This is a genomic window from Luteimonas sp. J29 (assembly GCF_000472505.1).
Taxonomy (GTDB): domain Bacteria; phylum Pseudomonadota; class Gammaproteobacteria; order Xanthomonadales; family Xanthomonadaceae; genus Luteimonas.
Window position 1 is genome coordinate 189,928 of the sequence record NZ_AWZR01000002.1, and the last position, 23,566, is coordinate 213,493.

General features: G+C 72.0%; 19 protein-coding genes, 1 tRNA gene and 1 pseudogene. 8 read left to right on the top strand and 13 right to left on the bottom strand.

The features are described from left to right. Positions 1-14: 14 nt before the first annotated feature. From LUTJ29_RS0103720 to LUTJ29_RS0103765, 10 genes are all read right to left on the bottom strand, one after another. Positions 15-1,778, bottom strand: coding sequence for a VWA domain-containing protein (locus LUTJ29_RS0103720; RefSeq protein ID WP_027071375.1), 1,764 nt, complete (start codon positions 1,776-1,778; stop codon positions 15-17). After that, complete coding sequence (locus LUTJ29_RS16010; protein ID WP_051322672.1) at positions 1,775-2,809, bottom strand: VWA domain-containing protein; 1,035 nt, start codon at positions 2,807-2,809, stop codon at positions 1,775-1,777. Before LUTJ29_RS16010 ends, LUTJ29_RS0103720 begins: the two co-directional genes overlap by 4 nt. Beyond that, positions 2,806-3,258 (bottom strand): DUF4381 domain-containing protein, encoded by a 453-nt coding sequence (locus LUTJ29_RS0103730; RefSeq protein WP_027071376.1) that lies wholly within the window; start codon positions 3,256-3,258, stop codon positions 2,806-2,808. The genes LUTJ29_RS16010 and LUTJ29_RS0103730 overlap by 4 nt, the downstream gene beginning before the upstream one ends. Further along, positions 3,255-4,178, bottom strand: a complete 924-nt coding sequence (locus LUTJ29_RS0103735) for a DUF58 domain-containing protein (protein WP_027071377.1) — start codon at positions 4,176-4,178, stop codon at positions 3,255-3,257. The genes LUTJ29_RS0103730 and LUTJ29_RS0103735 overlap by 4 nt, the downstream gene beginning before the upstream one ends. A gap of 70 nt (positions 4,179-4,248) precedes the next feature. After that, positions 4,249-5,241, bottom strand: coding sequence for a MoxR family ATPase (locus LUTJ29_RS0103740; RefSeq protein ID WP_027071378.1), 993 nt, complete (start codon positions 5,239-5,241; stop codon positions 4,249-4,251). 142 nt (positions 5,242-5,383) lie between these two features. After that, complete coding sequence (locus LUTJ29_RS0103745; RefSeq protein ID WP_027071379.1) at positions 5,384-7,255, bottom strand: type IV pilus secretin PilQ family protein; 1,872 nt, start codon at positions 7,253-7,255, stop codon at positions 5,384-5,386. A gap of 15 nt (positions 7,256-7,270) precedes the next feature. Then, complete coding sequence (locus LUTJ29_RS0103750; protein ID WP_144774445.1) at positions 7,271-7,765, bottom strand: pilus assembly protein PilP; 495 nt, start codon at positions 7,763-7,765, stop codon at positions 7,271-7,273. 44 nt (positions 7,766-7,809) lie between these two features. Beyond that, positions 7,810-8,484, bottom strand: a complete 675-nt coding sequence (pilO, locus tag LUTJ29_RS0103755) for a type 4a pilus biogenesis protein PilO (protein WP_027071381.1) — start codon at positions 8,482-8,484, stop codon at positions 7,810-7,812. Further along, positions 8,481-9,125 carry a PilN domain-containing protein gene (locus LUTJ29_RS16015; RefSeq protein WP_051322673.1) on the bottom strand — a complete coding sequence of 215 codons (645 nt, stop codon included), beginning with the start codon at positions 9,123-9,125 and terminating at the stop codon, positions 8,481-8,483. Before LUTJ29_RS16015 ends, pilO begins: the two co-directional genes overlap by 4 nt. After that, positions 9,125-10,183: a pilus assembly protein PilM gene (locus LUTJ29_RS0103765; RefSeq protein WP_027071382.1), complete on the bottom strand. Its 1,059-nt coding sequence runs from the start codon at positions 10,181-10,183 to the stop codon at positions 9,125-9,127. Before LUTJ29_RS0103765 ends, LUTJ29_RS16015 begins: the two co-directional genes overlap by 1 nt. A 254-nt stretch (positions 10,184-10,437) precedes the next feature. Between LUTJ29_RS0103765 and LUTJ29_RS0103770 the strand changes: the two genes are divergently transcribed. After that, the gene (locus LUTJ29_RS0103770; RefSeq protein WP_051322674.1) at positions 10,438-12,954 is read left to right on the top strand and encodes a penicillin-binding protein 1A; all 2,517 of its coding nucleotides are present in this window, start codon (positions 10,438-10,440) and stop codon (positions 12,952-12,954) included. 112 nt (positions 12,955-13,066) lie between these two features. Continuing rightward, on the top strand, positions 13,067-13,717 hold the full coding sequence (locus LUTJ29_RS0103775) for a hypothetical protein (RefSeq protein ID WP_027071384.1): 651 nt from the start codon (positions 13,067-13,069) through the stop codon (positions 13,715-13,717). A 72-nt stretch (positions 13,718-13,789) separates the two neighbouring features. Here the strand turns inward: LUTJ29_RS0103775 and LUTJ29_RS0103780 are convergent, their stop codons facing one another. Together LUTJ29_RS0103780 and LUTJ29_RS0103785 are read right to left on the bottom strand one after the other, a co-directional pair. Beyond that, positions 13,790-15,073 (bottom strand): citrate synthase, encoded by a 1,284-nt coding sequence (locus LUTJ29_RS0103780; protein ID WP_144774434.1) that lies wholly within the window; start codon positions 15,071-15,073, stop codon positions 13,790-13,792. 235 nt (positions 15,074-15,308) lie between these two features. After that, a tRNA-Phe gene (locus LUTJ29_RS0103785) sits at positions 15,309-15,384 on the bottom strand. Positions 15,385-15,644: 260 nt separating this feature from the next. Here LUTJ29_RS0103785 and LUTJ29_RS0103790 point away from each other — a divergent pair. The 6 genes and pseudogenes from LUTJ29_RS0103790 (at position 15,645) to LUTJ29_RS0103815 (ending at position 23,031) form a co-directional block, all read left to right on the top strand. Then, positions 15,645-16,136, top strand: coding sequence for an LEA type 2 family protein (locus LUTJ29_RS0103790; RefSeq protein ID WP_027071386.1), 492 nt, complete (start codon positions 15,645-15,647; stop codon positions 16,134-16,136). A 28-nt stretch (positions 16,137-16,164) separates the two neighbouring features. Beyond that, positions 16,165-17,952, top strand: coding sequence for an acyl-CoA dehydrogenase C-terminal domain-containing protein (locus LUTJ29_RS0103795; RefSeq protein WP_027071387.1), 1,788 nt, complete (start codon positions 16,165-16,167; stop codon positions 17,950-17,952). A 247-nt stretch (positions 17,953-18,199) separates the two neighbouring features. Beyond that, positions 18,200-18,760, top strand: a pseudogene (locus tag LUTJ29_RS0103800) (HNH endonuclease); the annotation flags it as partial. Positions 18,761-18,857: 97 nt separating this feature from the next. Continuing rightward, complete coding sequence (locus LUTJ29_RS18805; RefSeq protein WP_027071389.1) at positions 18,858-19,904, top strand: hypothetical protein; 1,047 nt, start codon at positions 18,858-18,860, stop codon at positions 19,902-19,904. 47 nt (positions 19,905-19,951) lie between these two features. Next, positions 19,952-21,877, top strand: coding sequence for a 1-deoxy-D-xylulose-5-phosphate synthase (dxs, locus tag LUTJ29_RS0103810; protein ID WP_027071390.1), 1,926 nt, complete (start codon positions 19,952-19,954; stop codon positions 21,875-21,877). Between the two features lie 86 nt (positions 21,878-21,963). Further along, on the top strand, positions 21,964-23,031 hold the full coding sequence (locus LUTJ29_RS0103815) for a diguanylate cyclase AdrA (RefSeq protein ID WP_084524617.1): 1,068 nt from the start codon (positions 21,964-21,966) through the stop codon (positions 23,029-23,031). 58 nt (positions 23,032-23,089) lie between these two features. Here the strand turns inward: LUTJ29_RS0103815 and LUTJ29_RS0103820 are convergent, their stop codons facing one another. Beyond that, positions 23,090-23,560, bottom strand: a complete 471-nt coding sequence (locus tag LUTJ29_RS0103820) for a cupin domain-containing protein (protein ID WP_027071392.1) — start codon at positions 23,558-23,560, stop codon at positions 23,090-23,092. Positions 23,561-23,566: the final 6 nt, after the last annotated feature.

A 23,566-nucleotide genomic window follows, 5' to 3' on the forward strand; every position in this document is an offset into this window, starting at 1 on the left:
CTCCATGGCCGCCATCATCGCGCGCCTCCCCCGCCGCTGCGACGCTCGTGCTCCAGGCGGAAGCGCGCGCGCAGCAGCCCGCCCGGATCGTCGGGCACGCGGCGCAGCCAGGCCTCCACGGCTTCGCGGCGCTCGCGCTCGGCGCCGCCCGCCTCCTGCGCGTCCTCGCGTACCGCGCGTCCGTCGTCGTCCTCCGCGCCCTGCCCGGCTTCCTCGAGCGCACGCTGCATGCGTTCGCGCTGGGCCGCGTCGGCCTGCTGCTGGTCGCCATCACCGTCCTGCCGGGGGGGCTCCGGCGCGTCCTGCGGCCCTTCGGGCTCCGGCGGATCCTCCGCCTCGCCCCTGGGCTCGCCGTCGCTTCCGCTCGCGGCATCCTGCGCCGGATCCGGCGCGCTGCCGCCCGGCTGGCCGTCGCCGTCGCGCTCGTTGCCCGCATCGGGCTGCTGGCGCGGTCCGCCCTGCCCCTGCGGCGGATCGCGGCGCAGCGCGGCCTCGACCAGCGCGCGGTTCGCGATCGCATCCTGCATGCCCGGCTGCCGGCGCAGCGCTTCGTCGTAGGCCTTGAGGGCGTCCTCGAGGCGACCGGCGCGGGCCAGCGCATTGCCGCGGTTGTAGGCCGCATCGGCCCCGGGCAGGTCGCGCCAGATGCGTTCGGCCTCGTCGTGACGACCGGCGCGATAGGCCTCCAGGCCCTCGCGCATGCGCGCGTGCGCGACCTGGTCGGCGCGGCGCCAGGGCGTCCCGGCGTCCGGGCCAGGACCCGCGGCCTGCAGGCCCGGAGGCAGGAGCATCAACGCACCGAGCGCCATCAGCGCCACCCCGCGCCGGAACGCGAACAGCACCAGCAGCATCAGCGGCGGCAACAGCCAGTACCCGCCGTCCAGCAGCAGGCGGGTGCCCGTGAGCGTGCGGGTGTCGCCGCCGTCCGTGAAGGACGCGCCGGGCAGCAGCGACCCGACCCCGGCCGTGCCCACCGCGGCGAGGCTGGCGTAGGCGCCGCCGCCGGCCTGCGCGACCTGCTGCAGCGACGCCGCCTCCAGGCGGGAGGGCCGCAGGCTGCCGTCGCCCGCGCGATAGCTGGCGCCCGCCGGCCGCCCCAGTCCGAGCACCGAGACCCGCACCCCCTGCGCCCGCGCACGCTGGGCGGCGGACACCGTGGCCGCATCGGCGGCGTTCGACAGCAGGAGGATGTCGCCACGCGCGTGGCCGGCCCGCGCCAGCAGGGCGAGGGCGTGGTGGATCGCCCGGTCCGGACGGTGGCCGTCGACCGGCATCAGGTCCGGCGCCAGCGCGTCGAGGAAGATCGCGACGTTGGCCGGGTCGCCCGTGAGCGGGACCACGGTGAAGGCATCGTCGGCGAACACCACCAGCCCGACCTCGCCTTCGTGCGATTCCAGCAGCGAGGCCAGCCAGGCGCGCGCCTGCAGCAGCCGCGACGGCGGCAGGTCGGGGGCGAGCATGGCCGAGGACAGGTCCAGCGCCACCACCAGCGCGCGACCGTCCTGGCGCACTTCCACGTCCGCATGCCGCCAGCCCGGGCCGGCGAGGGCCACGACCGCCAGCGCGAACGCGAGCATCCGCACCGCGAGCCCGCCGGACCCCGCCCGCGTCGCGCCCGTTTCGAGCACGTGCGGCAGCAGGTGCGCATCGACATGCTGGTGCCAGATGCTGGCGCGACGCTGCTGCCGGTACCACCACGCCGCCAGCAGAGGCAGCGCGGCCAGCGCCCACAGCCAGTGCGGGCGCACGAACTGCAGCTGCGCGAGCAGGCCGGTCACGCGCCCGCCTCCGACGGATCGGCTGCCACGCGCGAGCGGCGCCGTGGCCGCCACGTGGCGAACAACCCGAGCGCCAGCGCCGCGCCGAGCGGCCATGGATAGCGCTCGACCGGTGGCCGCAGCAGCTGTCCGGGGCGCTCGACCGGCTCGAGCCGGTCGATCTCGGCGTAGATCCCCGCCAGTTCGCGCGCGTCGCGGGCGCGGAACGCGCGGCCGCTGGTGGCCGCCGCGATGCGCTGCAGCGCTTCCTCGTCGATCTCGGCCATGGTGCCGGGCATCCGCATGCCGAACAGTCCCGGCAGGTCGCCACCGAAGGCGACGGCGTGGATGCGGACGCCATGCGCCTGCGCGAGCTCGGCGGCCTTCTCCGGATCCAGCTGCCCGGCGGTGTTCACGCCGTCGGTCAGCAGCACCACCACGCGCTGGCCGGAGCGCTGCTCGCGCAGGCGCTTGACCGCCAGCCCGATCGCGTCGCCGATGGCGGTCTCGCGACCGGCCAGCCCGACCACGCTGTCGAGCAGCTGGCTGCGCACGCTCTCGCGGTCGAGGGTGAGCGGCGACAGCACGTAGGCGCGCTGGCCGAACACGATCAGACCGACCCGGTCGCCTTCGCGGCGGTCGAGGAAATCCGAGAGCACCGCCTTGGCCGCGGTCAGCCGGTCGACCGCGCGGCCACCCAGGCGCATGTCCTCTTCGCCCATGCTGCCCGACAGATCCACGGCCAGCATCAGGTCGCGTCCCGACACCGGCGGCTGCACCGCCTCGCCGGGGGTCTGCGGCCGCGCGGCGGCCACGCACAGCAGCGTCCACGCCAGCCAGGCCAACCACGGCATGCGGCGCACGCCCGGCAGCGGCGCGCCGCCCGCCACCGCCTCCAGGCGCCGGCCCCACGGCGCGCGCAGCGCCGGGGCCACGTCGCGCGCCGGCGGCAGCAGCCACCGCACCAGCCACGGCGCCGGCACCGCCAGCAGCCACCATGGCCAGGCGAACATGGGCAGCAGGTCCGCGAAGCGGTCGAGGAGCGCATTCATCGCCGCTGCATCCAGTCGATGAAGCGCGCACGCGCGAGCGGACGCAGCCGTTCGACCTCGCCCGCATCCACGCGCGGCCGGAACGCGCCCTCGTGGAGCAGACGGCCGGGGCCGTCGCGGAAGCCGTGGGGAAGACCGCGATCGAGCAGTTCGAGCCAGGCCTCGCCCTCGAGGGTGTCGGCGCCGGGTTCGATCCGGCGCGCCGCGCGCCGCAGCAGCGCGGAGATCGCGGCCACTTCCTCGGCGGGCGTGGGAGCCGCGGCCACGGTGCGGTCGAACAGCGCGGCGGCCAGGCGCCGGCGGCGACGCGCGTACCAGCGCCAGATCGCCCAGCCCAGCAGCAAGGCCAGCACCACGCCCGCCACCGCCCACCAGCCGGGGGCCGGCGGCCACCACGGCGGCGCGGGCGGCACGTGCACGTCGCGCAGCGGCAGTCCGGCTCCGGTCACGCCGGTGCGACTCCCGCCCGGCTCCCTGGCAGCCAGGCATGGCTGGGCGCGTCGGCGTCGAGCAGGTGCGCGCGCACGCCGTGGGCACGCAGGGTATCGGCGGCCCGCGCCGCCGCGCCGGCGAACGCCTGCCGCCAGCGGTCGTACTCGCGTCCGTCGGCGAGATCGACCTCGATCCTGCGACCGTCGTCGACGAAGGGCAGCCGTGCCCGCGGCGGATCGCGCTCGAGCGGATCCTGGAGCAGCAGCACCGTCACCTCGTGGTGCGCGGCCAGCCCCGCCCAGGCGGCACGAGGGACGGCCTCGATGCTGCCGGGATCGGCCAGCACGAACAGGCGCGAACCGGGCCGCAGCAGGCGCCGCGCATGTTCCAGCGCCAGCGGCAGTCCCGCGTCGTCCCGCGGCGGCGCGACGTACCAGCGCACCAGCGCATCCAGCACCCGCAGCACGCCTCGCGTCCCGCCCGCGGGCGGGACCGGCGCTTCGTCCCCGCTGCCGCGCAAGGCCGCGAGCCGGTCGCCGTCGCGCAGCGCCGCCCATGCCGCCACCGCGCCTGCGCGTGCTGCCTGCACCGACTTGAAGCGCGCCCGGGTGCCGAAGTACAGGGACGGCGCGGTGTCCGCCACCAGCAGGGTCAGGCGCTGGCGTTCGGCCTGGAACAGCTTGGTGTGCATGCGCCCGCTGCGCGCGGTGAGGCGCCAGTCGACATGGCGCGCGTCGTCGCCCGGCGCGTAGGCGCGCGACTCGGCGTATTCCATGCCGCGGCCGCGCACCGGCGCCGGGGCCGGGCCGCTGGCGCCATGGCGGCCGCGTCGCGGCACCCTGCGGCCGGCAGCCGCCTGGCGCAGGGCGACCAGCTCGGCCAGGGTCGGGACCACGCCGCGGCTTCCATCCTCCGTGGCGGACACGGGCCCGTGCACCGGGCGTTCGACGCCCGTGGCGCTCACCCGCAGCGCCCCGGATCGCCGCTGGCCATGCCAGGCGCGCCGGTCATGGCAGCGGCACCCGGGCCAGCAGTTCCGCGACCAGGCGCTCGCCGTCCCAGCCCTCGGCAGTGGCCTCGTAGCCGGGCAGCACGCGGTGTCGCAGCACGTCGGGCGCCACGGCGCGGACGTCGTCGGGGGTCACGAAGTCGCGGCCGGCCAGCCAGGCATGGGCGCGGGCACAGCGTTCGAGCGCGATCGAGCCGCGCGGACTGGCGCCCCAGGCGATCCGGCGCCCGAGCGCCGCGTCGTAGCGCGCCGCATCGCGCGAGGCCAGCACCAGCTCGACCAGGTAGCGCTCCACGGCCGGCGCCATGTGCAGGTCGAGCACCGCGGCCCGGGCGGCGAACACGTCGGCCTGGGGAATCCGCGCCGGCGCCGGGCGGTCCGGCCCGAGGTCGTCGCGCGCGCGGGCGCGGGCCAGGCGCAGGATCTCGGTTTCGGTGTCGGCTTGCGGATAGCCGATGCGCACGTGCATCAGGAAGCGGTCGAGCTGCGCCTCCGGCAGCGGGAAGGTGCCCTCCTGCTCGATCGGGTTCTGGGTGGCCATCACCAGGAAGAGCCGGGGCAGTGGATAGGTCTCGCGACCCACCGTCACCTGCCGCTCGCCCATCGCCTCCAGCAGCGCGGACTGGACCTTGGCCGGCGCGCGGTTGATTTCGTCGGCCAGCAGCAGCGAGTGGAACACCGGCCCGGGCACGAACTCGAAGCGCGACTCCTGGGGCCGCCAGATCTCGGTGCCGGTCAGGTCGGCCGGGAGCAGGTCCGGGGTGAACTGCACCCGCGCGAAGTCGGCGTCGATCCTGGCCGCCAGCGCGCGCACGGCGCTGGTCTTGGCCAGGCCCGGCGCGCCTTCGACCAGCAGGTGGCCGTCGGCCAGCAGCGCCACCAGCAGGCGCTCGACCAGTGCCGCCTGGCCCACGATCTCGGCGGCGAGATCGTCGCGCAGCGCGGCGAAGGTGGCGTGCAGGCGGGAGATCTCGTCGCGGGAAGTGTCCATGGGGTCCGGTTCGCGGAGCGTCAGCACGCATTGGACCAGACTCGCGCCGCCGGGTTCAGTGCCGGACGGCACCTTCGCCGCCAACCCCCGCAAACGCGGACGGGGCCCGAAGGCCCCGTCGCGTGGTCGTGCCGCCGGCGCCTCAGCGCTGGGCGACGCGCAGGACCTTGGGGGTGACGAAGATCAGCAGCTCGCCCTTCTCCTTGGTGCGGCCGCGCTTCTTGAACAGGTTGCCGAGGAACGGCAGGTCGCCCAGGAACGGGACCTTGGTCAGGTCGCTGCGGTCGCGGAACTCGTACACGCCGCCGATCGACACCGTCTGGCCGTCCTCGACCAGCACCGCGGTGGTGATCTCGCGCTTGTTGATCTGGGGCACCTCGCCCAGGCCCTGGCCGACGCTGATGAAGCTGTCGATCTCGTCCTTCTTCAGCGCCATCGCCAGGAACACGCGGCCGTCGTTGGTGATGGTCGGCGTGACCTTGAGCTCGAGCAGAACGTCCTTGAACTCGACGGTCGGGATGCTGTTGCTCTGGCCGCCGGTCACCGTCAGGTAACCCACTTCCTGGCCCTGGCGGATGATCGCCTCGCGCTGGTTGCTGGTCACGATGCGCGGGTTGGACACCACCTCGCCGCGGCCCTCCTCCTGCAGCGCGGAGAGCTCGACCGACCAGTCGATGGTGTTGCCGAGGATGGTCAGCGCCAGCGAGCCGGCACGGTCGGGGTTGGCCGGCCCGTTGAAGTTCAGGCCGGTGGGCGTGGAGAACGACCCCGGTTGGCGGCCGCCCCACGACACGTTGCGCTTCTCGCCCGACACGCCGAACTTGGCACCGAGCTCGCGCGCGAAGCTCTCGGTCGCGATCACGATCCGGGCCTCGATGATCACCTGGTCGACCGGCTTGTCGAGCATCGTCACCAGGCGCTTGATCTCGGACACGCGCTGCGGGATGTCGATCACCAGCAGGGTGTTGGTGCGGCGGTCGAAGCTGATGCTGCCGCGGCGGGACAGGAAGCCACGGCTGTCCTGGGAGCCCATCTGGCCCGAACCACCCGCGCCGATGCTGGTCTTGCTTTCCTCGGTCAGCAGCTTGGCGATGTCCTCGGCATTGCCATAGCTGATCGGGATGTACTCGGTGACCATCGCCGCGCGCTCCTCGATCTCGAGGCGCGCTTCTTCCTTGGCCTTCTCGAACGCGGCGATCTCGGCCTGCGGGGCCACCCAGATCACGTTGCCGCTGCGGCGCTTGTCGAGCGAACGGGCCTGCAGCACGATGTCGAGCGCCTGGTCCCAGGGCACGTTGATCAGGCGCAGGGTCACGTTGCCCTGCACGGTGTCACTGGCGACGATGTTGAGGTTGGACTCCTCGGCGATCAGCTGCAGCACCGTGCGCACGGGGACGTCCTGGAAGTTGAACGTCACCGGCCGACCGGTGTACGCGCGCGCCTCGGTCGCCTGCCCGGCGGCCGCGACCGACGCGGCGGGGTTGCTCGCGCCTACCGCACGGTCCGCGGCACCTGCCCGCGGCACGATCTCGACCACGTAGTCGCGGCCGGTCTGGTAGGCGAGGGACTCGAAATTGCCCTCGGTGCTGAGCACCAGCTGCGCCCCCTCGCCGCCCTGGCGCGCGTCGATGCGCTGGACCGGGGTCGCGAAGTCGGTGACGTTGAGCGGACGCTGCAGCGACGCCGGCAGGCTGGCGTTGCCGATGTTGACGATCACGCTCGAACCCTGGGTACGCAGGTCGGGGTTGGCGCCCTCGCCGTCGAAGCGGAGGATCAGCTTGCCGGCACCGCCGTCGCCGCGCTTGAAGTCGACCGCCGAGACCGAGACCACGCCCGGTACCTGCTTGGCCGGGTCGGCGGAGGCGACCTGGGCGACGGCCGGGACGAAGCCGGCGGCGGAGGGGGAACCCGCGGCGGATGCGGACAGCAGGCCGGCGGCGAGGCCGAACGCCAGGGCCTTGAGCGGAAGGCTTCGCCGGGTCGGCTGCGGATTACGCACAGTGGTGACGGTCATCTTGACTTCCCCTGATCAATTGTCTTCGAGCGCAATCGAGGCAGGCCGTTCCAGCCAGCCACCGGCGCCATCCGGCACGAGTTCAACGAGTTCGATCCTGTCTTCATGGACGCTGGTCACCCGGCCATCGTTCTGGCCCAGGTAGGAGCCCGGCGCCACGCGATAGGTCACCTTGTCCGGTGCCATCACCAGCCCGACCATGTCCGGCCCGGTGTGCAGCGTGCCGACCATGTCCAGGCTGTCGAGCGGGAACATCTCGAGCGCCTGCTTGCGCCGGTTCGAATCCGGGCGCGGGCCGCTTCCGCTGCCGTCGTCGCGGAAGGCGGCGCTGAACGGATCGCGCAGGTCCTGCGCGGCATACTCGAACGACTCGAACTGCTGCATCACCGGCAGCGGTGGCAGCGGCGGCGCGGGCCGCGCCTTGACGTTGGCGACCCACTCCTCCAGGTTCGGCGCGTCCCCCGGGGTGCTGGTGACGCCCCGCACGCAACCCGAAAGCGCCAGCGCCATCGCGCAGGCCGCGAGCAGGCCCGCCTCCCTCGAACGAATGCGCATCAGCGTTTCCCCCCCGCAGTCCCCGCCGCGGCCCCCTGCTGCGCCGCGGCCTCTTCCTCGTCCAGGTACCGGTAGGTCTTGACCGTGCCTGCCAGTTCCAGGCTCGAGTTCGGGCCCAGCGGCACCACCGAATCACCGCGCCCCCCGCGCGGTCGCAGCGAGATGTCGTGCATGGTCATGATCACGACCCGCGGCAGCGAAGCCACGCCGCTGACGAAGGCGCCGAACTGGTGGTAGGTCCCGACCATCTTCAGCTCGATCGGCTTCTCGGCGTAGAACTCCTTCGGCGTTTCCGGGCCCGGCTTGAACAGCTCGTTGTGGATGCCGGTGGCCAGCGCGGTCTGCGAGATGTCGTTGATCAGCGCCGGCATCTCGGTGCGGCTGGGCAGCTGGCGCAGCATCTGCTGCAGCTGCTGCTCCATCTGCGCGAGCTGCTGCTTGAGCGGCTCCAGGTTGGTCGCCCTGCCCTGCTTCTCCTCGAAGTCCTGGCGCAGCTCCACCTCGCGCTTCTCCAGGCGCTCGAGTTCCTGGCCCTTGGGGCGGGTGACCAGGTACCAGAGCAGCCCGAAGATGATCAGGGCGAGCAGCACGCAGAAGCCGATCTTGTACTCGCGCGGCCAGCTGCCCATGTTGCTGACGTCGAGTTCCCTCAGCGATACCTTCTTCTTGCTCACTGGGCAGCTCCTTCGGCAGGCGTGGCCGCCTCGGCGGGCTCGGCGTTGACCGGGGGCACCGGATCGGGGACGCCGTCGCCGTCCTCGTCCTTGGGCGCGTTCGGGTTGGCCAGCTGGACCGTCAGGTTGAACACGTACGGGAGCCCGGCGACGCCGTCGCGCGCCTCGATGATCGACAGGTCGGGCTTGGTCATCCAGCCCGATCCCTCCAGGTTGCGCATGTAGGTGCTGACCCGGGAGTTGGACTGCGAGCGACCCTCAAGGGTGAGCTTCTCGCCCTCCTGCTTGATCGTGGTCAGGATCACGCCGTCGGGGATGGTCCGCACCAGCGAATCGAACAGGTGCACCATCTGCGAGCGGTTCGCCTGCAGCTGCTCGATGACTTCCTTGCGCGACAGCAGCCGCGCGCGCTGGCGGTCCAGTTCCTCGATCTCGACGATCTTCTTGTCGACCTCGGCGATCTCGCGCTCCAGGAAGCGGTTGCGCTCGTGCTGGCCGCTGATCTGGGCGTTGTAGTAGAGGTTGACCAGGAACCACAGCACCAGGCCGGCCAGCGCCGCCAGGGCGAGCATCAGGCCGAATTCCTTCTGGCGCTGCTTGCGGCGCTCCTCGCGCCACGGAAGTAGGTTGATCCGGGCCATCAGTCGAAGCTCCTCAGGGCCAGGCCGCAGGCGATCATCAGGGCGGGCGCGTCCTGCGCGAGCGCGTGCGCCTGGACCCGGGGGCCGAGGGTCATCTGCGCCAGCGGATTGGCGATGACCGTCTGCACGCCCAGCTGCTCCTCGACCATTTCGGCGATGCCGGGGATCGAGGCGCATCCGCCGGCGAGCACGATCTGGTCGACCCGGTTGAACTCGCTGCCGGCGTAGAAGAACTGCAGCAGGCGGCTGATCTGCTGGACCAGCGCCTCCTTGAACGGCTCGAGCACTTCGATCTCGTAACTTTCGGGCAGGCCGCCCTGGCGCTTGGCCAGGCCCGCCTCCTCGTAACTCAGGCCATAGCGGCGCATGACCTCGTCGGTGAGCTGCTTGCCGCCGAACACCTGCTCGCGCGAATACAGGCTGCGCCCGTTGCGCAGGATGTTGAGCGTGGTCATGGTCGCGCCGATGTCGACCAGGGCCACGATGCCGTCGCGCGGGAGGTTGAGCGTGTTGGCGAGCAGCCCGAATGCGTTCTCGATGGCGAAGGCCTCGACGTCGACCACCTTTGCGGTGAGTCCGCCGAGCTCCAGCGCGGAGGCTCGCATCTCGACGTTCTCCGACCGCGAGGCGGCAAGCAGCACCTGGACCATCTCCGGGTTGCCGGGCATCGCGCCCAGCACCTCGAAGTCGAGGTTCACTTCCTCGATCGGATACGGGATGTAGTTGACCGCCTCGAGTTCGACCTGCGACTCCATGTCGTCGTCGTCCAGGTCGGCGGGCATCGGGATGATCTTGGTGATCACCGCCGAACCCGCCACCGCGGCCGCGGCGTACTTGGCCTTGGTGCCGGAGCGGGACACGGCGCGGCGGATCGCTTCGCCGACCGCCTCGACCTCCACGATGTTCTTTTCCACGACCGCGTTGGGCGGGAGCGGCTCGACGGCGTAGTGCTCGACCTTGTAGCGGTCACCGGAGCGAGACAACTGCAGCAGCTTGACCGCGGTCGAACTGATGTCCACCCCGACAAGCGGTGCCTGACTTTTTGTGATCAGCCCCACGTTTTTCCCCTTTGCCACGGGCGCTTACGTGCGCAACGTGCCCCGGAGCATTAAATAACGGACTTTTCATCCGGTGGCAACTGCCGATTTGCAAGAGCGTGCCGGATTGCCCGCCACGGGGCGGTTCCTGCCCCTCCGCGGCACCCCACGCAAGCTCCGTGCCCACCGCCGTCGCCCGGCACCGGCGGGGGCTGGAGGGTTCCATCGGAGCGCTTCGGGCGCAGGGCCTGCCCCACTCTTATACTTGCGCCCCTATGTCCAGCCCCGAACCCCGGCCCGCCCGGAAGAAGTCCCGTCCCCTCGTCCGCGTGCTGCGCTGGGTCCTGCTGCTGTGCGTGGTCCTGGGTCTTGCCGCCGCGGCGGCGGGTTTCATCGTCTATACCTCGGTCGCCTCGCGCCTGCCCGACGTCCAGAGCCTGCGCGATGTCGAGATGCAGGAGCCGATGTACGTCTATTCGCGCGACGGCAAGCTGATCGCCCTGTTCGGCGAGATGCGCCGCTACCCGGTGAAGATCGAGGACGTGCCCGAGCGCCTGAGGCAGGCGTTCCTCGCCACCGAGGACGCGCGGTTCTACGAGCACTCCGGCGTCGACTACCGCGGCGTGGCGCGCGCGATCTGGCTGCTGGCCAAGACCCGCGGCCAGGAGCGGGTGCCCGGCGGTTCGACCATCACCCAGCAGGTCGCCCGCCAGTTCTACCTGAGCACCGAATACAGCTTCACCCGCAAGTTCGCGGAGATGCTCCTGGCCCGGAAGATGGAGCGGGAGCTGACCAAGGACGAGATCTTCGAGCTCTACCTCAACAAGAGCTTCTTCGGCAATCGCGCCTACGGCGTGGCCGCCGCCGCCGAGTTCTACTTCGGCAAGACCCTCGACCAGCTCGACCTGGACGAGATGGCCTCGCTGGCGGCGATCCCGAAGTTCCCTTCCAGCGGCAACCCGCTCAGCAACCCCGAGCGCGCCCGCGAGCGCCGCGACGACTACGTGCTGGCGCGCATGCGCGAACTCGGCTTCATTACCGAGGACGAGTACCGCCGCGCGCGGGCGGTCGAGATGCACGCCCGTCCCCACGAGCGGCCGGTGGAGGCCTACGCGCCCTACGTGGCCGAGATGGTGCGGCTGGAGATGGAGGCCCGGTTCGGCGGCGACGTGCTGACCAGGGGCTACCACGTCACGACCACGCTCGACCCGGAGATGCAGGCCGCGGCGGAGAAGGCGGTCCGCGACGGGCTGCTGCTCTACGACCACCGCCATGGCTGGAACAAGACCCCGGAGCAGGTGTTCGAACTGGCGCCCGACGAGGACCCGGCTGCAGTCGCCGCGCGGCTCCGCGACATCCCGGCCCAGGGCGGCCTGCTGCCGGCGATCGTGCTCGGCACCGGCAACGCCAGCGCCGAAGTGGTGCTGGCCGACGGCACCCGTGTCACCCTGGACGCGGCCAGCAGCCGCTGGACCGGCAAGGACCCGGCGGCGCTGGTGTCGCGCGGGCAGCTGGTGCGCGTGCGCCGGGTCGAGACCGCGCCCAAGGGCAACCAGCCCGACGCGGCGCCGGTGGTGAGCTGGCAACTCGACCAGCTGCCGCGCGCCCAGGCCACCCTGGTCGCGCTCGAGCCCGACACCGGCGCCCTGCGCGCCCTCGTTGGCGGCTTCAGCTTCGCCGGCAACAAGTTCAACCGCGCCACCCAGGCCCGGCGCCAGCCCGGCTCGAGCTTCAAGCCCTTCATCTACGCGGCCTCGTTCGAGCGGGGCTTCAACCCGGCTTCGATCGTGCTCGATGCCCCGGTGGTGTTCCGCATGCGCCGCGGCCAGGAATGGCGGCCGAAGAATTCCGACGGCCGCTTCCTCGGCCCGATGCGGCTGCGCGAAGCCCTGGTGCAGTCGCGCAACCTGGTCTCGGTGCGCCTGCTCGACGCGATCGGCGTCGACTACGCGCGCCGCTACATCAGCCACTTCGGCTTCGAGGAATCGGAGCTGCCGCCGAACCTGTCGATCGCGTTGGGCACGCCCTCGCTCACGCCCCTGTCGGTGGCGCGCGGCTACGCGGCCTTTGCCAACGGCGGGTTCCGGATCACGCCCTGGTTCATCGACGAGGTCCGCGACCGCAACGGCAACGTGGTGTTCAAGGAGAACCCGGCGATCGCCTGCCGCGGCTGCGGCGCCGACGGCGGCGTCGCCCAGTCCACGCCCTCACACGTGGTCGACGGCTTCAACCTGGGGCCGGCAGCCACGGCCACCACCACCGGCGAACAGCGGCCGGAACCGCAGAAGCTGCCGGAGGACGCGGTGCTGGCGCCGCGCGCCATCGACGAGCGCGTGGCCTACCAGCTGGTGTCGATGATGCTCGACGTGGTCCAGCGCGGCACCGGCGCCGCCGCCAAGGTCCTGGGCCGCCCGGACGTCGGCGGCAAGACCGGCTCGACCAACGAGCACCGCGACGCCTGGTTCTCCGGCTTCGGCGGCAACGTGGTCGCGTCGGTGTGGGTCGGCCGCGACGACAACCGTTCGCTGGGCTACCGCGAGTACGGCGGCCGCGCCGCGCTGCCGATCTGGATCGACTTCATGCGCGTGGCGCTCAAGGACGCGCCGGTCGTGGCCTACGAGCCGCCGCCGGGCATGGTCCAGGTGTCGGTCTCGGCCGACGGCCGCCTGCTGCCGGGTGGCTCGGGCGGGATCGTCGAGTACATCAAGGCCGAAGACCTCGAGCGCATGGAGACGATCCCGCAGTTCGACTTCGACGAACAGCCGCCCGAGGAAGCCTTCGACATCTTCTGAGGCCGCGTCCGGCCGCGCCGGCGCGCGGCCGACGGACGCCACGACCTGCGTCACGTTGACGCCGTCGGCGCATGGGGTACAGTCGGGACGACGCCGCACCGGGAGACCCGTGATGCCTCGTGCCCGCCAGCACGCCGGAACCCGCACCCGCGAACGTCGCACCCGCCTCGCCCACGAGGCCGCCCGGCTGATGGCCGAAGGCGGCATCCGCGACTACCACCAGGCCAAGCGCAAGGCGGCGGCGCGGCTCGGCTTCCACGACGACGCCTCGCTGCCGGGCAACCGCGAGATCGAGGATGCACTGCGCGAATACCAGCGGCTGTTCCTCGGCGGCAGCCAGCCGCACGCGCTGCGCCAGCGGCGCCAGGCCGCGCTGGAGGCGATGGAGTTCCTGGCCCGCTTCGAGCCGCGCCTGGTCGGCCCGGTGCTCGAGGGCACCGCCGACGCCCGCACGCCGGTGTCGATGCAGTTGTTCAGCGACGACGCCGACGCGGTCGCCCGGTTCCTCGAGGAAGCCGGCATCCCGGCCGAGTCCCGCAGCCGGCGCCTGCGCCTGGACCGGTTCCGCGAGGAGGAGTTCCCGATGTGGACCTTCAGCGCCCGCGACCTGGCCTTCGAACTGACCGTGCTCCCCGCCGTGGCGCTGCGCCAGGCGCCCTTGTCGAACGTGGACGAGCGGCCGATGCGGCGCGCCTCGGCGTCCCAGCTGCGGCAGCTGCTCGCGGACGAAGACGCCCCCGGCCCCGGCGTCGTGAGGTTCTGAGGCCCGGGCGCCGGCGCCGGACACGACGACGCCCCGCGATGCGGGGCGTCGAGGCAACCGGCGGGGCAGCGGTCAGCGCTTGTCGACGGGCACGTAGTCGCGCACGTCCGAGCCGGTGTAGATCTGGCGCGGACGGCCGATCTTGGCCTCCGGGTCGACCTGCTGCTCCAGCCAGTGCGACACCCAGCCGGCGGTGCGGCCGATGGCGAACATGACGGTGAACATCTCGGTCGGGATCTTCAGCGCCTTGTAGATGATGCCGCTGTAGAAGTCGACGTTCGGGTACAGCTTGCGCTGGATGAAGTATTCGTCCTTGAGCGCGGCCTCTTCCAGGCGCATCGCCACTTCCAGCAGCGGATCGTCGATGCCCAGCTCGCCCAGCACCTTGTGGGTCATCTCGCGGATGATCCTGGCGCGCGGGTCGAAGTTCTTGTACACGCGGTGGCCGAAGCCCATCAGGCGGAAGCCCGACTCCTTGTCCTTGGCCTTGGCGACGGCCGCCGACACGTTCTTCGGGTCGCCGATCTCCTCGAGCATCTTCAGCACCGCCTCGTTGGCGCCGCCGTGCGCGGGGCCCCACAGCGCGGTGATGCCGGCGGCGATGCACGCGTACGGATTGGCGCCGGTGGAACCGACCAGGCGCACCGTCGAAGTCGAGGCGTTCTGCTCGTGGTCGGCGTGCAGGATGAACAGCAGGTCGAGCGCCTTGGCGACCACCGGGTTCAGCTCCAGCGGCTCGCTCGGCACCTCGAACATCATGTGCAGGAAGCGGTCGACGTACTCGAGGTTGTTGCGCGGATAGCGGATCGGCCAGCCGATCGAATAGCGGTAGGCCGCCGCCGCCAGGGTCGGCACCTTGGCCAGCAGGCGGATCGCGGCCTGGCGGCGGTGCGCCGGGTCGTCGAGGTCCAGGGTGTCGTGGTAGAACGCCGACAGCGACGCGACCGTGCCGGCGAGCATCGCCATCGGGTGCGCGTCGTAGTGGAAGCCGTGCAGGAAGTTCTTCAGCGACTCGTGCATCATCGTGTGATGGGTCACGTCGTGCTCGAACTTCGCGAATTCCTCCCTGGTCGGGAGCTCGCCGTTCATCAGCAGGTACGCCACCTCGAGGAAGCTGGACTTTTCGGCGAGCTGCTCGATCGGGTAGCCGCGGTACAGCAGCACGCCCTTGTCGCCGTCGATGTAGGTGATCGCCGACTTGCAGCTGGCGGTGGCGGTGAAGCCCGAGTCGTAGGTGAAGAGCCCGGTCTCCCTGGTGAGCCGCGAGACGTCGACGCAATCGTTGCCGAGCGTGGGCTTGAGGACGGGCAGCTCGACGGATTTGCCGCCGGCGTTCAACACGACATGGTCTGACACGGATTGCACTCCTCGTTTCGGACGAAGCGCCGGACCCGCAGGACCGGCGCCGGCGGCGCGGATGGCTGCCGCATCGCAACAATTATCGCATACGTCGTTCCCGCGCCGGGTCGCACTTTGGTCTCGACGCCGGGGGCGGCGGAGGGGGCGCCGCCCGCCGCGTCCGCGATTCCGAGCCGCGCGGGCGCAAAAAAACCCGCGAAGGCGGGTTCCTGCACCACACTGTTTCGTTCGATGGTGGCCGGGGAGGGAATCGAACCCCCGACACGGGGATTTTCAATCCCCTGCTCTACCAACTGAGCTACCCGGCCATCACGCCGCGGCGCTGGGCCGGGCGAGCCCGCCATGATACGGATGCGACGCGGTCGCGGCAAGCCGCCGCCCGACCGCGCCACTCGCGCCCCGCGCCGTGTCGCGCCTGCGGCGAGCACCGCCTCCACCCCCGGACCGGGCCCGCCACGGTCGCCCGGCCCGGCGGCCTGGCGCGGCCTGCGCACCGCCCCGCGACCGCCCCGGTCGCGTCCGTACGTCGTAGTATCCTGCGCCGGTCCTTGAACAGCGGGGAGTCGAGATGATGCGTGGATGGCGCGTGCCGGTGCTCGGGTCGGCGGTGGTGCTCGTGGCCTTGCTGGCCGGCTGTTCCAGCGGCGGCACGCCGCGCCGGGTGTCCGAGCCCGCCGCGAGCATCCAGCAACTCACCGTGCAGGCCGACGGCAGCTGGTCGGTCGACCTGCGCCTGCAGAACTACAGCAGCGTGCCGATGCGCTTCGAGGCGGTCTCGCTCGCGCTCCAGGTCGGCGGCGAAGAAGCCGGCACGCTGGCCGCGCAGCCGGCGCTGAACGTCGGCCCGGAGTCGGCCGACGTGGTCACCCTGCCGTTCGCCCCTTCCGCCAACGCTCGCCTGCTGCTCGCCGGGCGCCTCGCCGACGGCGCCGGCACCAGCTACCGGATCGAGGGCACCGTCAGCGCGGCCCCGGCCGACCGCGGCAAGGCCCGCGAATACCGGATCCGGCGCGACAGCAGCCTGAGCCCGGTGCCCGGCCTGCCCGGCGTATTGCGCTGAGTCGTCCTTTCCCGCAGGTGTCCCCCTGATGAGCAGTTATTCCGCTCCGCTGAATGAAATCCGCTTCGCCCTCCACGACGTGCTGGGAGTGGAGTCCACCTTCCGCCAGCTCGGCTACGACGATGCCGGCCGCGAGACGATCGACGCGATCCTCGAGGAAGGCGCGCGCTTCTGCGAAAGCGTGCTGGCGCCGCTCAACCAGGTCGGCGACCGCCACGGCGTGGGTTACGACGCGGACACCGGCAACGTCACCACCGCCCCCGGGTTCAAGGAGGCGTACGCGCAGTTCACCGAAGGCGGCTGGGGCGGACTGACCGCGCCGGGCGCCTACGGCGGCATGGGCATGCCGCACACGCTCGGCCTGCCGCTGGAGGAGATGATCAACTCCGCCAACCTGGCCTGGGGCAACTTCCCGCTGCTCTCGCACGGTGCGCAGAACGCCCTGCTCCACCATGGCGAGGAGTGGCAGCGCGAGGTGTTCCTGACCCGGCTGGTCTCGGGCGAGTGGACCGGCACCATGTGCCTGACCGAACCGCACTGCGGCACCGACCTCGGCCTGCTGCGCACCCGCGCCGAGCCCCGCGCGGACGGCACCTACGCGGTCACCGGCACCAAGATCTTCATCACCGCCGGCGAGCACGACCTCGCCCCGAACATCGTCCACCTGGTGCTGGCGCGCCTGCCCGACGCGCCGGCCGGCAGCAAGGGGATCTCGCTGTTCATCGTGCCCAAGTTCAAGGTCGCGCGCGACGGCAGCGTCGGCGAACGCAACGCCCTGCGCTGCGGCTCGGTCGAGCACAAGATGGGCATCCACGGCTCGGCCACCTGCGTGATGAACTTCGACGGCGCCGAGGGCTACCTGGTCGGCCAGCCGCACCGCGGCCTGGCGGCGATGTTCACCATGATGAACTCGGCCCGCATCGGCGTCGGCATGCAGGGCCTTGGCCTGTCCGAACGCGCGCTGCAGAACGCGCTGCGCTACGCGCGCGAGCGGCTCCAGTCGCGCTCGCTGTCGGGCGCGAAGTTCCCCGACAAACCCGCCGATCCGATCATCGTGCAGCCGGACGTGCGCCGGATGCTGCTCACCTGCAAGGCGCTGGTCGAAGGCGGACGCGCGCTGTCCTACCACGCCGGACTGCAGATCGACCTGGCCGCGCACGGGGCCAGCGAGCAGGAACGCAAGCAGGCCGACGACCTGCTCGGCTTCCTGACCCCGATCGTCAAGGGCTGCCTGACCGAATGGGGCGTGGAATGCACCTACCACGCGTTGCAGTGCTTCGGCGGCCACGGCTACATCGCCGAGCACGGGATGGAGCAGCTGGCCCGCGACGCGCGCATCACCACCCTTTACGAAGGCACCACCGGGATCCAGGCGCTGGACCTGATGGGCCGCAAGACCATGCAGCTGCAGGGCGCCGGGCTCAAGGTGTTCCTCGGCATGGTCCAGCGCTTCTGCGAGGAGCAGGCCGGCAACGCAGCGCTGGCCGAGTTCACCGGCCCGCTGGCGGCCAAGGCCCAGGAATGGCAGGCGCTGACCATGGCGATCGCCGGGCGCGCGGCGCGCGACCCCGAGGAAATCGGCGCCGCCGCGTACGACTACCTGTTCTATTCCGGCTACGTGGCGCTGGCCTACTGGTGGGCGCGGATCGTGGCCGCGGCCGAGGCGTCCTCGCATCCGGAGTCGTTCAAGGCCGCCAAGCGCGAGACGGCGCGCTTCTTCTATGCGCGCCTGCTGCCGCGCACGCTGGTGCACAAGGCGGCGATCGAGAGCGGCCCGGGGCCGCTGCTGGCGCTCGCGGCCCAGGACTTCGACTGAGGCCGGGGGCGGGACGGCGGCGGGACGGCGCGGGCGCCGCGCGGGCGCGCCGTGAACCGCAAGGACGGGACCGGCGCACCGCCGCTGGCAAGGGTGCACGCGGGCAATCGCCACGGATTGGCGCTATGCTCGGGTTCCGATGGAGTGTGACAGAGCGCAGCTTCAGGTGGTCGGGGGCGGGATCGTCCGGATCCCGGACGGCCGCGCCACGCAGCCGGTCCCGCACGCGTTGCCGCACCGGCTGGATTCGGTGCGGCTGCTCTCGCTCGACGCCCATGGCCGCGCGCTGAACTGGATCAGCTGGCAGGACGCCGCCTGCCTGTACGCGCGCGAGGCGGTGGTGTGGACCCTCGGCGAACCGTGCCTGAGCATCCGCGGCGGCTTCAACCGCGACAGCGGCGCGCGCAGCATGCTCGAACTGCACCCGATCATCGCCGCGCGTGGCCACGTGCGCCCGCAGGCGCTCGACCCCACGCCGGCGCTCACCAACGCCTCGCTGTTCGCGCGCGACCGCTACCTGTGCATGTACTGCGGACGCGACTTCGGCCGCCATCACCTCACCCGCGACCACGTCGTACCCCTGTCGCAGGGCGGGCGCGACGTGTGGGAGAACGTGGTCAGCGCCTGCTTCCACTGCAATTCGCGCAAGGGCGGCCGCACGCCGCAGCAGGCGTCGATGCCGCTGCTCGCGGTGCCCTACCGGCCGAGCTGGATCGAGCACCTGATCCTCTCGAACCGCAACATCCTCGCCGACCAGATGGCGTTCCTCGAGGCGCACCTGCCCAAGCGGCGCCATCCGCGCCAGTAGTGCCGCCCGGTCCCCGGGCGGTCGCGGGCGCCCTGCGGGGACCAACCCCCGGCGTGCTGGTTTACACTCCCGCCATCTTCCTGAACGAAGCGTCCGCATGTCCCTGACCATTGGCCTGGCCGGGATGGATCCGGCGACCGAAGCCGCGCTCAAGGCTGCCTTCATGGAAGCCAACGAACGCCTCTCCGGGCGCTGGCTGCTACTCCCCGAGACCCAGGCCGACCACATCGTCGTGGACATGGACAGCATGTACGGCCCGATGAGCTGGCTGCGCCTGCATGCCTCGGGCAAGAAGGTGGTGGGCCTGACCTCCGCGCCGCGCGCGCAGACCGACTTCCGCCTCGGACGCCCGTTCAACGCCGACTCGTTCCTGGCGCTGCTGGAGCAGATCCAGGCCGACGCGGGCGCGCCGGACGCCACCCCGGCCGACGCCGCGCCGGGCACGCCGGCGCCCGCGCCTGCGGCGTCGGACAGCGTGCCGACACCGGCGCCCGCGCCGCCGGCGCAGGCCGCTCCGGACACGGGCGCGCCGGCAGTCCCGGCGCCGCCGGAGCCGGCTCCACCGCCGGCGCCCGAAGCCGCGCCCGCCACCCTGTTCGCCTGGTTGAGCAGCGGCCAGCTGCGGGGCCGGGTGCGCTACCGTCGCCCGAGCGGCCCGACCCTGCTGATCGACGCCGACGCGCCGGCCTACCACGGCCCGGCCACGCTCAAGCCGCTGGTCCAGTACTTCGAGGGCGCGGTGAGCGCGGGCGATTTCGAGCGCCTCGACGACGCTGCCTGGGCCCAGGAAGCCGCCACCGCCGGTGCGGCGCAGCCGCTGGCCCGGCTGGTCTGGCTCGGCGCACTGGTCAGCGGCCAGGGCAGCCTGCTGCCCGGCCACGATCCCGAAGCCCGGTACCAGCTCACCCGCTGGCCGCAGACCGAGCGCGAGTTTCCCCGCCACTTCCGCATCGCCACCGCGATGATGAAGGGACCGGCAACGCTGCAGGAGATCGCGTCCGCGAGCGGGATTCCGCTCGCGGAGATCGCGGACTTCGTCAACGCCAGCCTGGCCACGGGCGTCGCCGAGGCGGTGCCCGAGCCGCCCCCGGAGCCGGCGACGCCTTCGCGCGGCGGCCTGCTCGGGCGGCTGCGCGGCCGCTGAACGACGCCTGCGCGGCGCTTGCACCGCGCAGGATCTACAATGCGCGGATGATCGATTCCACGCGCTATCCGCGCCTCGCGCGCATCGACAGCCCGGCCGACCTGCGTCGCTTCGACGAGGCCGAGCTGCAGGCGGTCGCGGACGAGCTGCGCGCCTACCTGATCGAATCCGTCGGCAAGTCCGGCGGCCACTTCGGCGCGGGGCTGGGCGTGGTCGAGCTCACCACCGCGCTGCACTGGATCTACGACACGCCCGAGGACCGGATCGTCTGGGACGTGGGCCACCAGTGCTACCCGCACAAGATCCTCACCGGGCGCCGCGACACCATCCACACGGTCAAGCAGGCCGGTGGCGTGGCGCCGTTCCCCAAGCGCGAGGAAAGCCCGTACGACACCTTCGGTGTCGGCCACTCCAGCACCTCGATCTCGGCTGCGCTGGGCATGGCGATCGCCAACGCCCGCGCCGCCCGCGACGACCAGGCGCCGGCGCGCCGGATCGTGGCCGTCATCGGAGACGGCGCGATGACCGCGGGCATGGCCTACGAGGCGCTCAACCACGCCGGTGGCATGGATCCCGAGCCCGACCTGCTGGTCATCCTCAACGACAACCGGATGTCGATCAGCGAGGCGGTCGGCGGCCTGACCAAGATGCTCGGCCGCATGAGCGGCAGCGCCACCCTCAACAAGCTGCGCGAGGGCGGCAAGAAGCTGCTCGGCGACAAGCGCACCAGCGGCCCGGCGCGCTTCGTGCGGCGCTGGGAAGAGCACTGGAAGGGCATGTTCGTGCCTTCCACGCTGTTCGAGGAGATGGGCTTCCACTACACCGGCCCGATCGACGGACACGACATCAAGGCGCTGGTCGGCGCGCTGAAGACGCTCAAGGGCCTGAAGGGCCCGCAGCTGCTGCACGTCATCACGACCAAGGGCAAGGGCTACGACCTGGCCGAGGGCGACCAGATCGGCTACCACGCCGTCTCGCCGTTCGATCCGTCCAAGGGCGTGGTGCCCAAGGCCGGCGCTTCCAGGCCGACCTACACAGACGTGTTCAGCGACTGGCTGTGCGACATGGCCGCCGCCGACCCGCGCCTGATGGGCATCACCCCGGCGATGCGCGAGGGCTCGGGTCTGGTGCGGTTCTCGAAGGAATACCCCGAGCGCTATTTCGACGTCGCGATCGCCGAGCAGCACGCGGTGACCCTGGCCGCGGGCATGGCCTGCGAGGGCGCCAAGCCCGTCGTGGCGATCTATTCGACGTTCCTGCAGCGCGGCTACGACCAGCTCGTGCACGACGTGGCGATCCAGGACCTCGACGTGCTGTTCGCGATCGACCGCGGCGGCGTGGTCGGCCCGGACGGTGCCACCCACGCCGGCAACCTCGACCTGAGCTACCTGCGCTGCGTGCCGAACATGGTGGTCATGGCGCCGGCGGACGAACGCGAGTGCCGGCAGATGCTGAGCACCGGCTTCCGGCACGAAGGACCGGCCGCGGTGCGCTATCCGCGCGGCACCGGCCCCGGCGTCGCCGCGGGCGACACGCTGGACTCGCTGCCGATCGGCAAGGCCGAGGTCCGGCGCCACGGCTCCCGCCTCGCCCTGCTGGCCTTCGGCGCCCTGGTGCCGGCGGCCGAGCAGGTCGGCGCCGAACTGGGCCTGACCGTGGTCAACATGCGCTTCGTCAAGCCGCTCGACCGCGCGCTGCTGCTCGAGCTCGCGCAGTCCCACCAGGGCTTCGTCACCCTCGAGGACAACGTGGTGATGGGCGGCGCGGGGTCGGGCGTGCTCGAACTGCTGCACGCCGAAGGCGTGCTGCTTCCGGTCCTGCAGCTCGGGCTGCCGGACGCGTTCCAGCACCACGCCAGCCGCGAGGCGCTGCTGGCCGAGGCCGGGCTGGACGCAGCCGGCATCCGTGCCGCGATCCTGCGGCGCTGGCCCGGACAGGAAGACCAGCGCACGCTGCTCAGCGCATCGGGCTGAAGGACGGAAGGCAGGGACGCCGTGGGATCGCGGGGCCGGCGACACCGGGCCCGGGCGTTGCGGGACATCTGGCACGGGGGGAGTCGATGAGTGCGAAGGCGACAGCTGCGGCCACCGGCCGCGGCCATGCGGTGCCCCGCGGGGCGGATCGCCTTCCGTGGCTGACCTACCGCTTCCGCCTGCTGGGCATGGGTCTTGGCGGCCTGTGCATCGGCGCGGTGCTGCTCGAGAACGGCGCGAACCCGCCGACCTGGGGCCTGCTGGCCTTCACCGCCCTGCTCTGGCCGCACCTGGCGCTGCAGGTCGCGCGGCGCAGCGCGTCGCCCTACCGCGCAGAACGCCGCAACCTGTTGCTGGATTCGGCCCAGGCCGGGTTCTGGGTGGCGATGATGCAGTTCAACCTGCTGCCTTCGGTGCTGCTGTTCACCCTGGTGACGGTGGACAAGATCAGCACCGGGATCCCGCGCCTGTGGCTGTGGTCGCTGCCGGCGTTCGCCTCCGGCCTGCTGTGCGGCGCGCTCGCGACCGGCTTCGCGGTCCGGCTGGAGACCAGCATGACCGAGCTGCTGTTCTCGCTGCCGGTGCTCACCATCCACACGATCGGCGTGGCCCTGGCCGTCAGCCACATGGGGCAGCAGATCCGCGAGAAGAACCGGCAACTGGACGAACTCAGCCGCACCGATTCGCTGACCGGGCTGCACGTGCGCCGCCACTGGCTCAAGCTCGCCGACCGCGCCCTGCGCCAGCATCGCGAGGAAGGCGTGTCGATGACCTTGTTGCTGCTCGACATCGACCACTTCAAGGTGGCCAACGACCGCCACGGCCATTCGCAGGGCGACGAGGTGCTGCGCACCGTGGCCGCGGCGATCCGCGCCACCGTCGGCGAGGCCGGCGAGGCCGGCCGCTACGGGGGCGACGAATTCGGGCTGGTGCTGCCGGGGACCACGCCGGCCCAGGCGCGCGCGCTGGCGGAGTCGCTGCTCGAGGCGATCCGGCAGGCCGGCGTCGCCGCCCTGCCCGGCGCGCGCCTGACCGCCAGCATCGGCATCGCCCCGGCGCGCGCGACGCACGCGACGGTCGAGCAGTGGATCGACGAGGCGGACGTCGCCCTGTACCGGGCCAAGGACGCCGGCCGCGACCGGATCGGCGCCTGAGCGCCCAGGCGTTCTCGCCGGCGTCGCGTCGCGGGAGACAGGCGGCGGGCCGGCACGGTCAACGCTGCAGCGCCCCCAGGCGCGACAGGTCCGCGGCCAGCGCCGACTCCTGCGGGAGCAGCTCGAAGCCCTCCCAGACGAAGCCGGGGGCGACCACGCACGTGACCAGCGCATGGCGATCGAGGGCGCGCGCGGACTGCCAGACCCCGGCAGGGACGATGTGCGTGGTCGCGTATCCCGCTGCCGCCGGCCCCAGCACGTGGACATCGACCGCGTCGCTGCCTTCGCGGTGCAGCAGCAGTTCCAGCGCGCCCCCTGCATCCCAGTGCCAGGACTCGTCGGCGTCGACGCGATGCCACGCACTGCGCGTGCCGGCCTCGAGCAGGTAGCGGATCGCCGTCATCGCCGGCCGCCGCAGCCCGCGTACGACGACCTCGGTCGCCGAGGCATGGATGCGACGGTAATGCCCGCCCTCGGGGTGCGGTTCCAGCCCGAGGGCATCGATCCAGTGGCGCGCGGAGTCCGCCATGGCCCA

Coding starts and splice junctions, on each gene's coding strand:
- LUTJ29_RS0103790 (WP_027071386.1), top strand. CDS start 15,645: ATGATGCGTGGATGGCGCGTGCCGGTGCTCGGGTCGGCGGTGGTGCTC.
- LUTJ29_RS0103770 (WP_051322674.1), top strand. CDS start 10,438: ATGTCCAGCCCCGAACCCCGGCCCGCCCGGAAGAAGTCCCGTCCCCTC.
- LUTJ29_RS0103795 (WP_027071387.1), top strand. CDS start 16,165: ATGAGCAGTTATTCCGCTCCGCTGAATGAAATCCGCTTCGCCCTCCAC.
- LUTJ29_RS0103820 (WP_027071392.1), bottom strand. CDS start 23,560: ATGGCGGACTCCGCGCGCCACTGGATCGATGCCCTCGGGCTGGAACCG.
- LUTJ29_RS0103740 (WP_027071378.1), bottom strand. CDS start 5,241: ATGGACACTTCCCGCGACGAGATCTCCCGCCTGCACGCCACCTTCGCC.
- LUTJ29_RS0103775 (WP_027071384.1), top strand. CDS start 13,067: ATGCCTCGTGCCCGCCAGCACGCCGGAACCCGCACCCGCGAACGTCGC.
- LUTJ29_RS18805 (WP_027071389.1), top strand. CDS start 18,858: ATGTCCCTGACCATTGGCCTGGCCGGGATGGATCCGGCGACCGAAGCC.
- LUTJ29_RS16015 (WP_051322673.1), bottom strand. CDS start 9,125: ATGGCCCGGATCAACCTACTTCCGTGGCGCGAGGAGCGCCGCAAGCAG.
- LUTJ29_RS0103745 (WP_027071379.1), bottom strand. CDS start 7,255: ATGACCGTCACCACTGTGCGTAATCCGCAGCCGACCCGGCGAAGCCTT.
- LUTJ29_RS16010 (WP_051322672.1), bottom strand. CDS start 2,809: ATGAATGCGCTCCTCGACCGCTTCGCGGACCTGCTGCCCATGTTCGCC.
- LUTJ29_RS0103750 (WP_144774445.1), bottom strand. CDS start 7,765: ATGGCGCTGGCGCTTTCGGGTTGCGTGCGGGGCGTCACCAGCACCCCG.
- LUTJ29_RS0103815 (WP_084524617.1), top strand. CDS start 21,964: ATGAGTGCGAAGGCGACAGCTGCGGCCACCGGCCGCGGCCATGCGGTG.
- dxs (WP_027071390.1), top strand. CDS start 19,952: ATGATCGATTCCACGCGCTATCCGCGCCTCGCGCGCATCGACAGCCCG.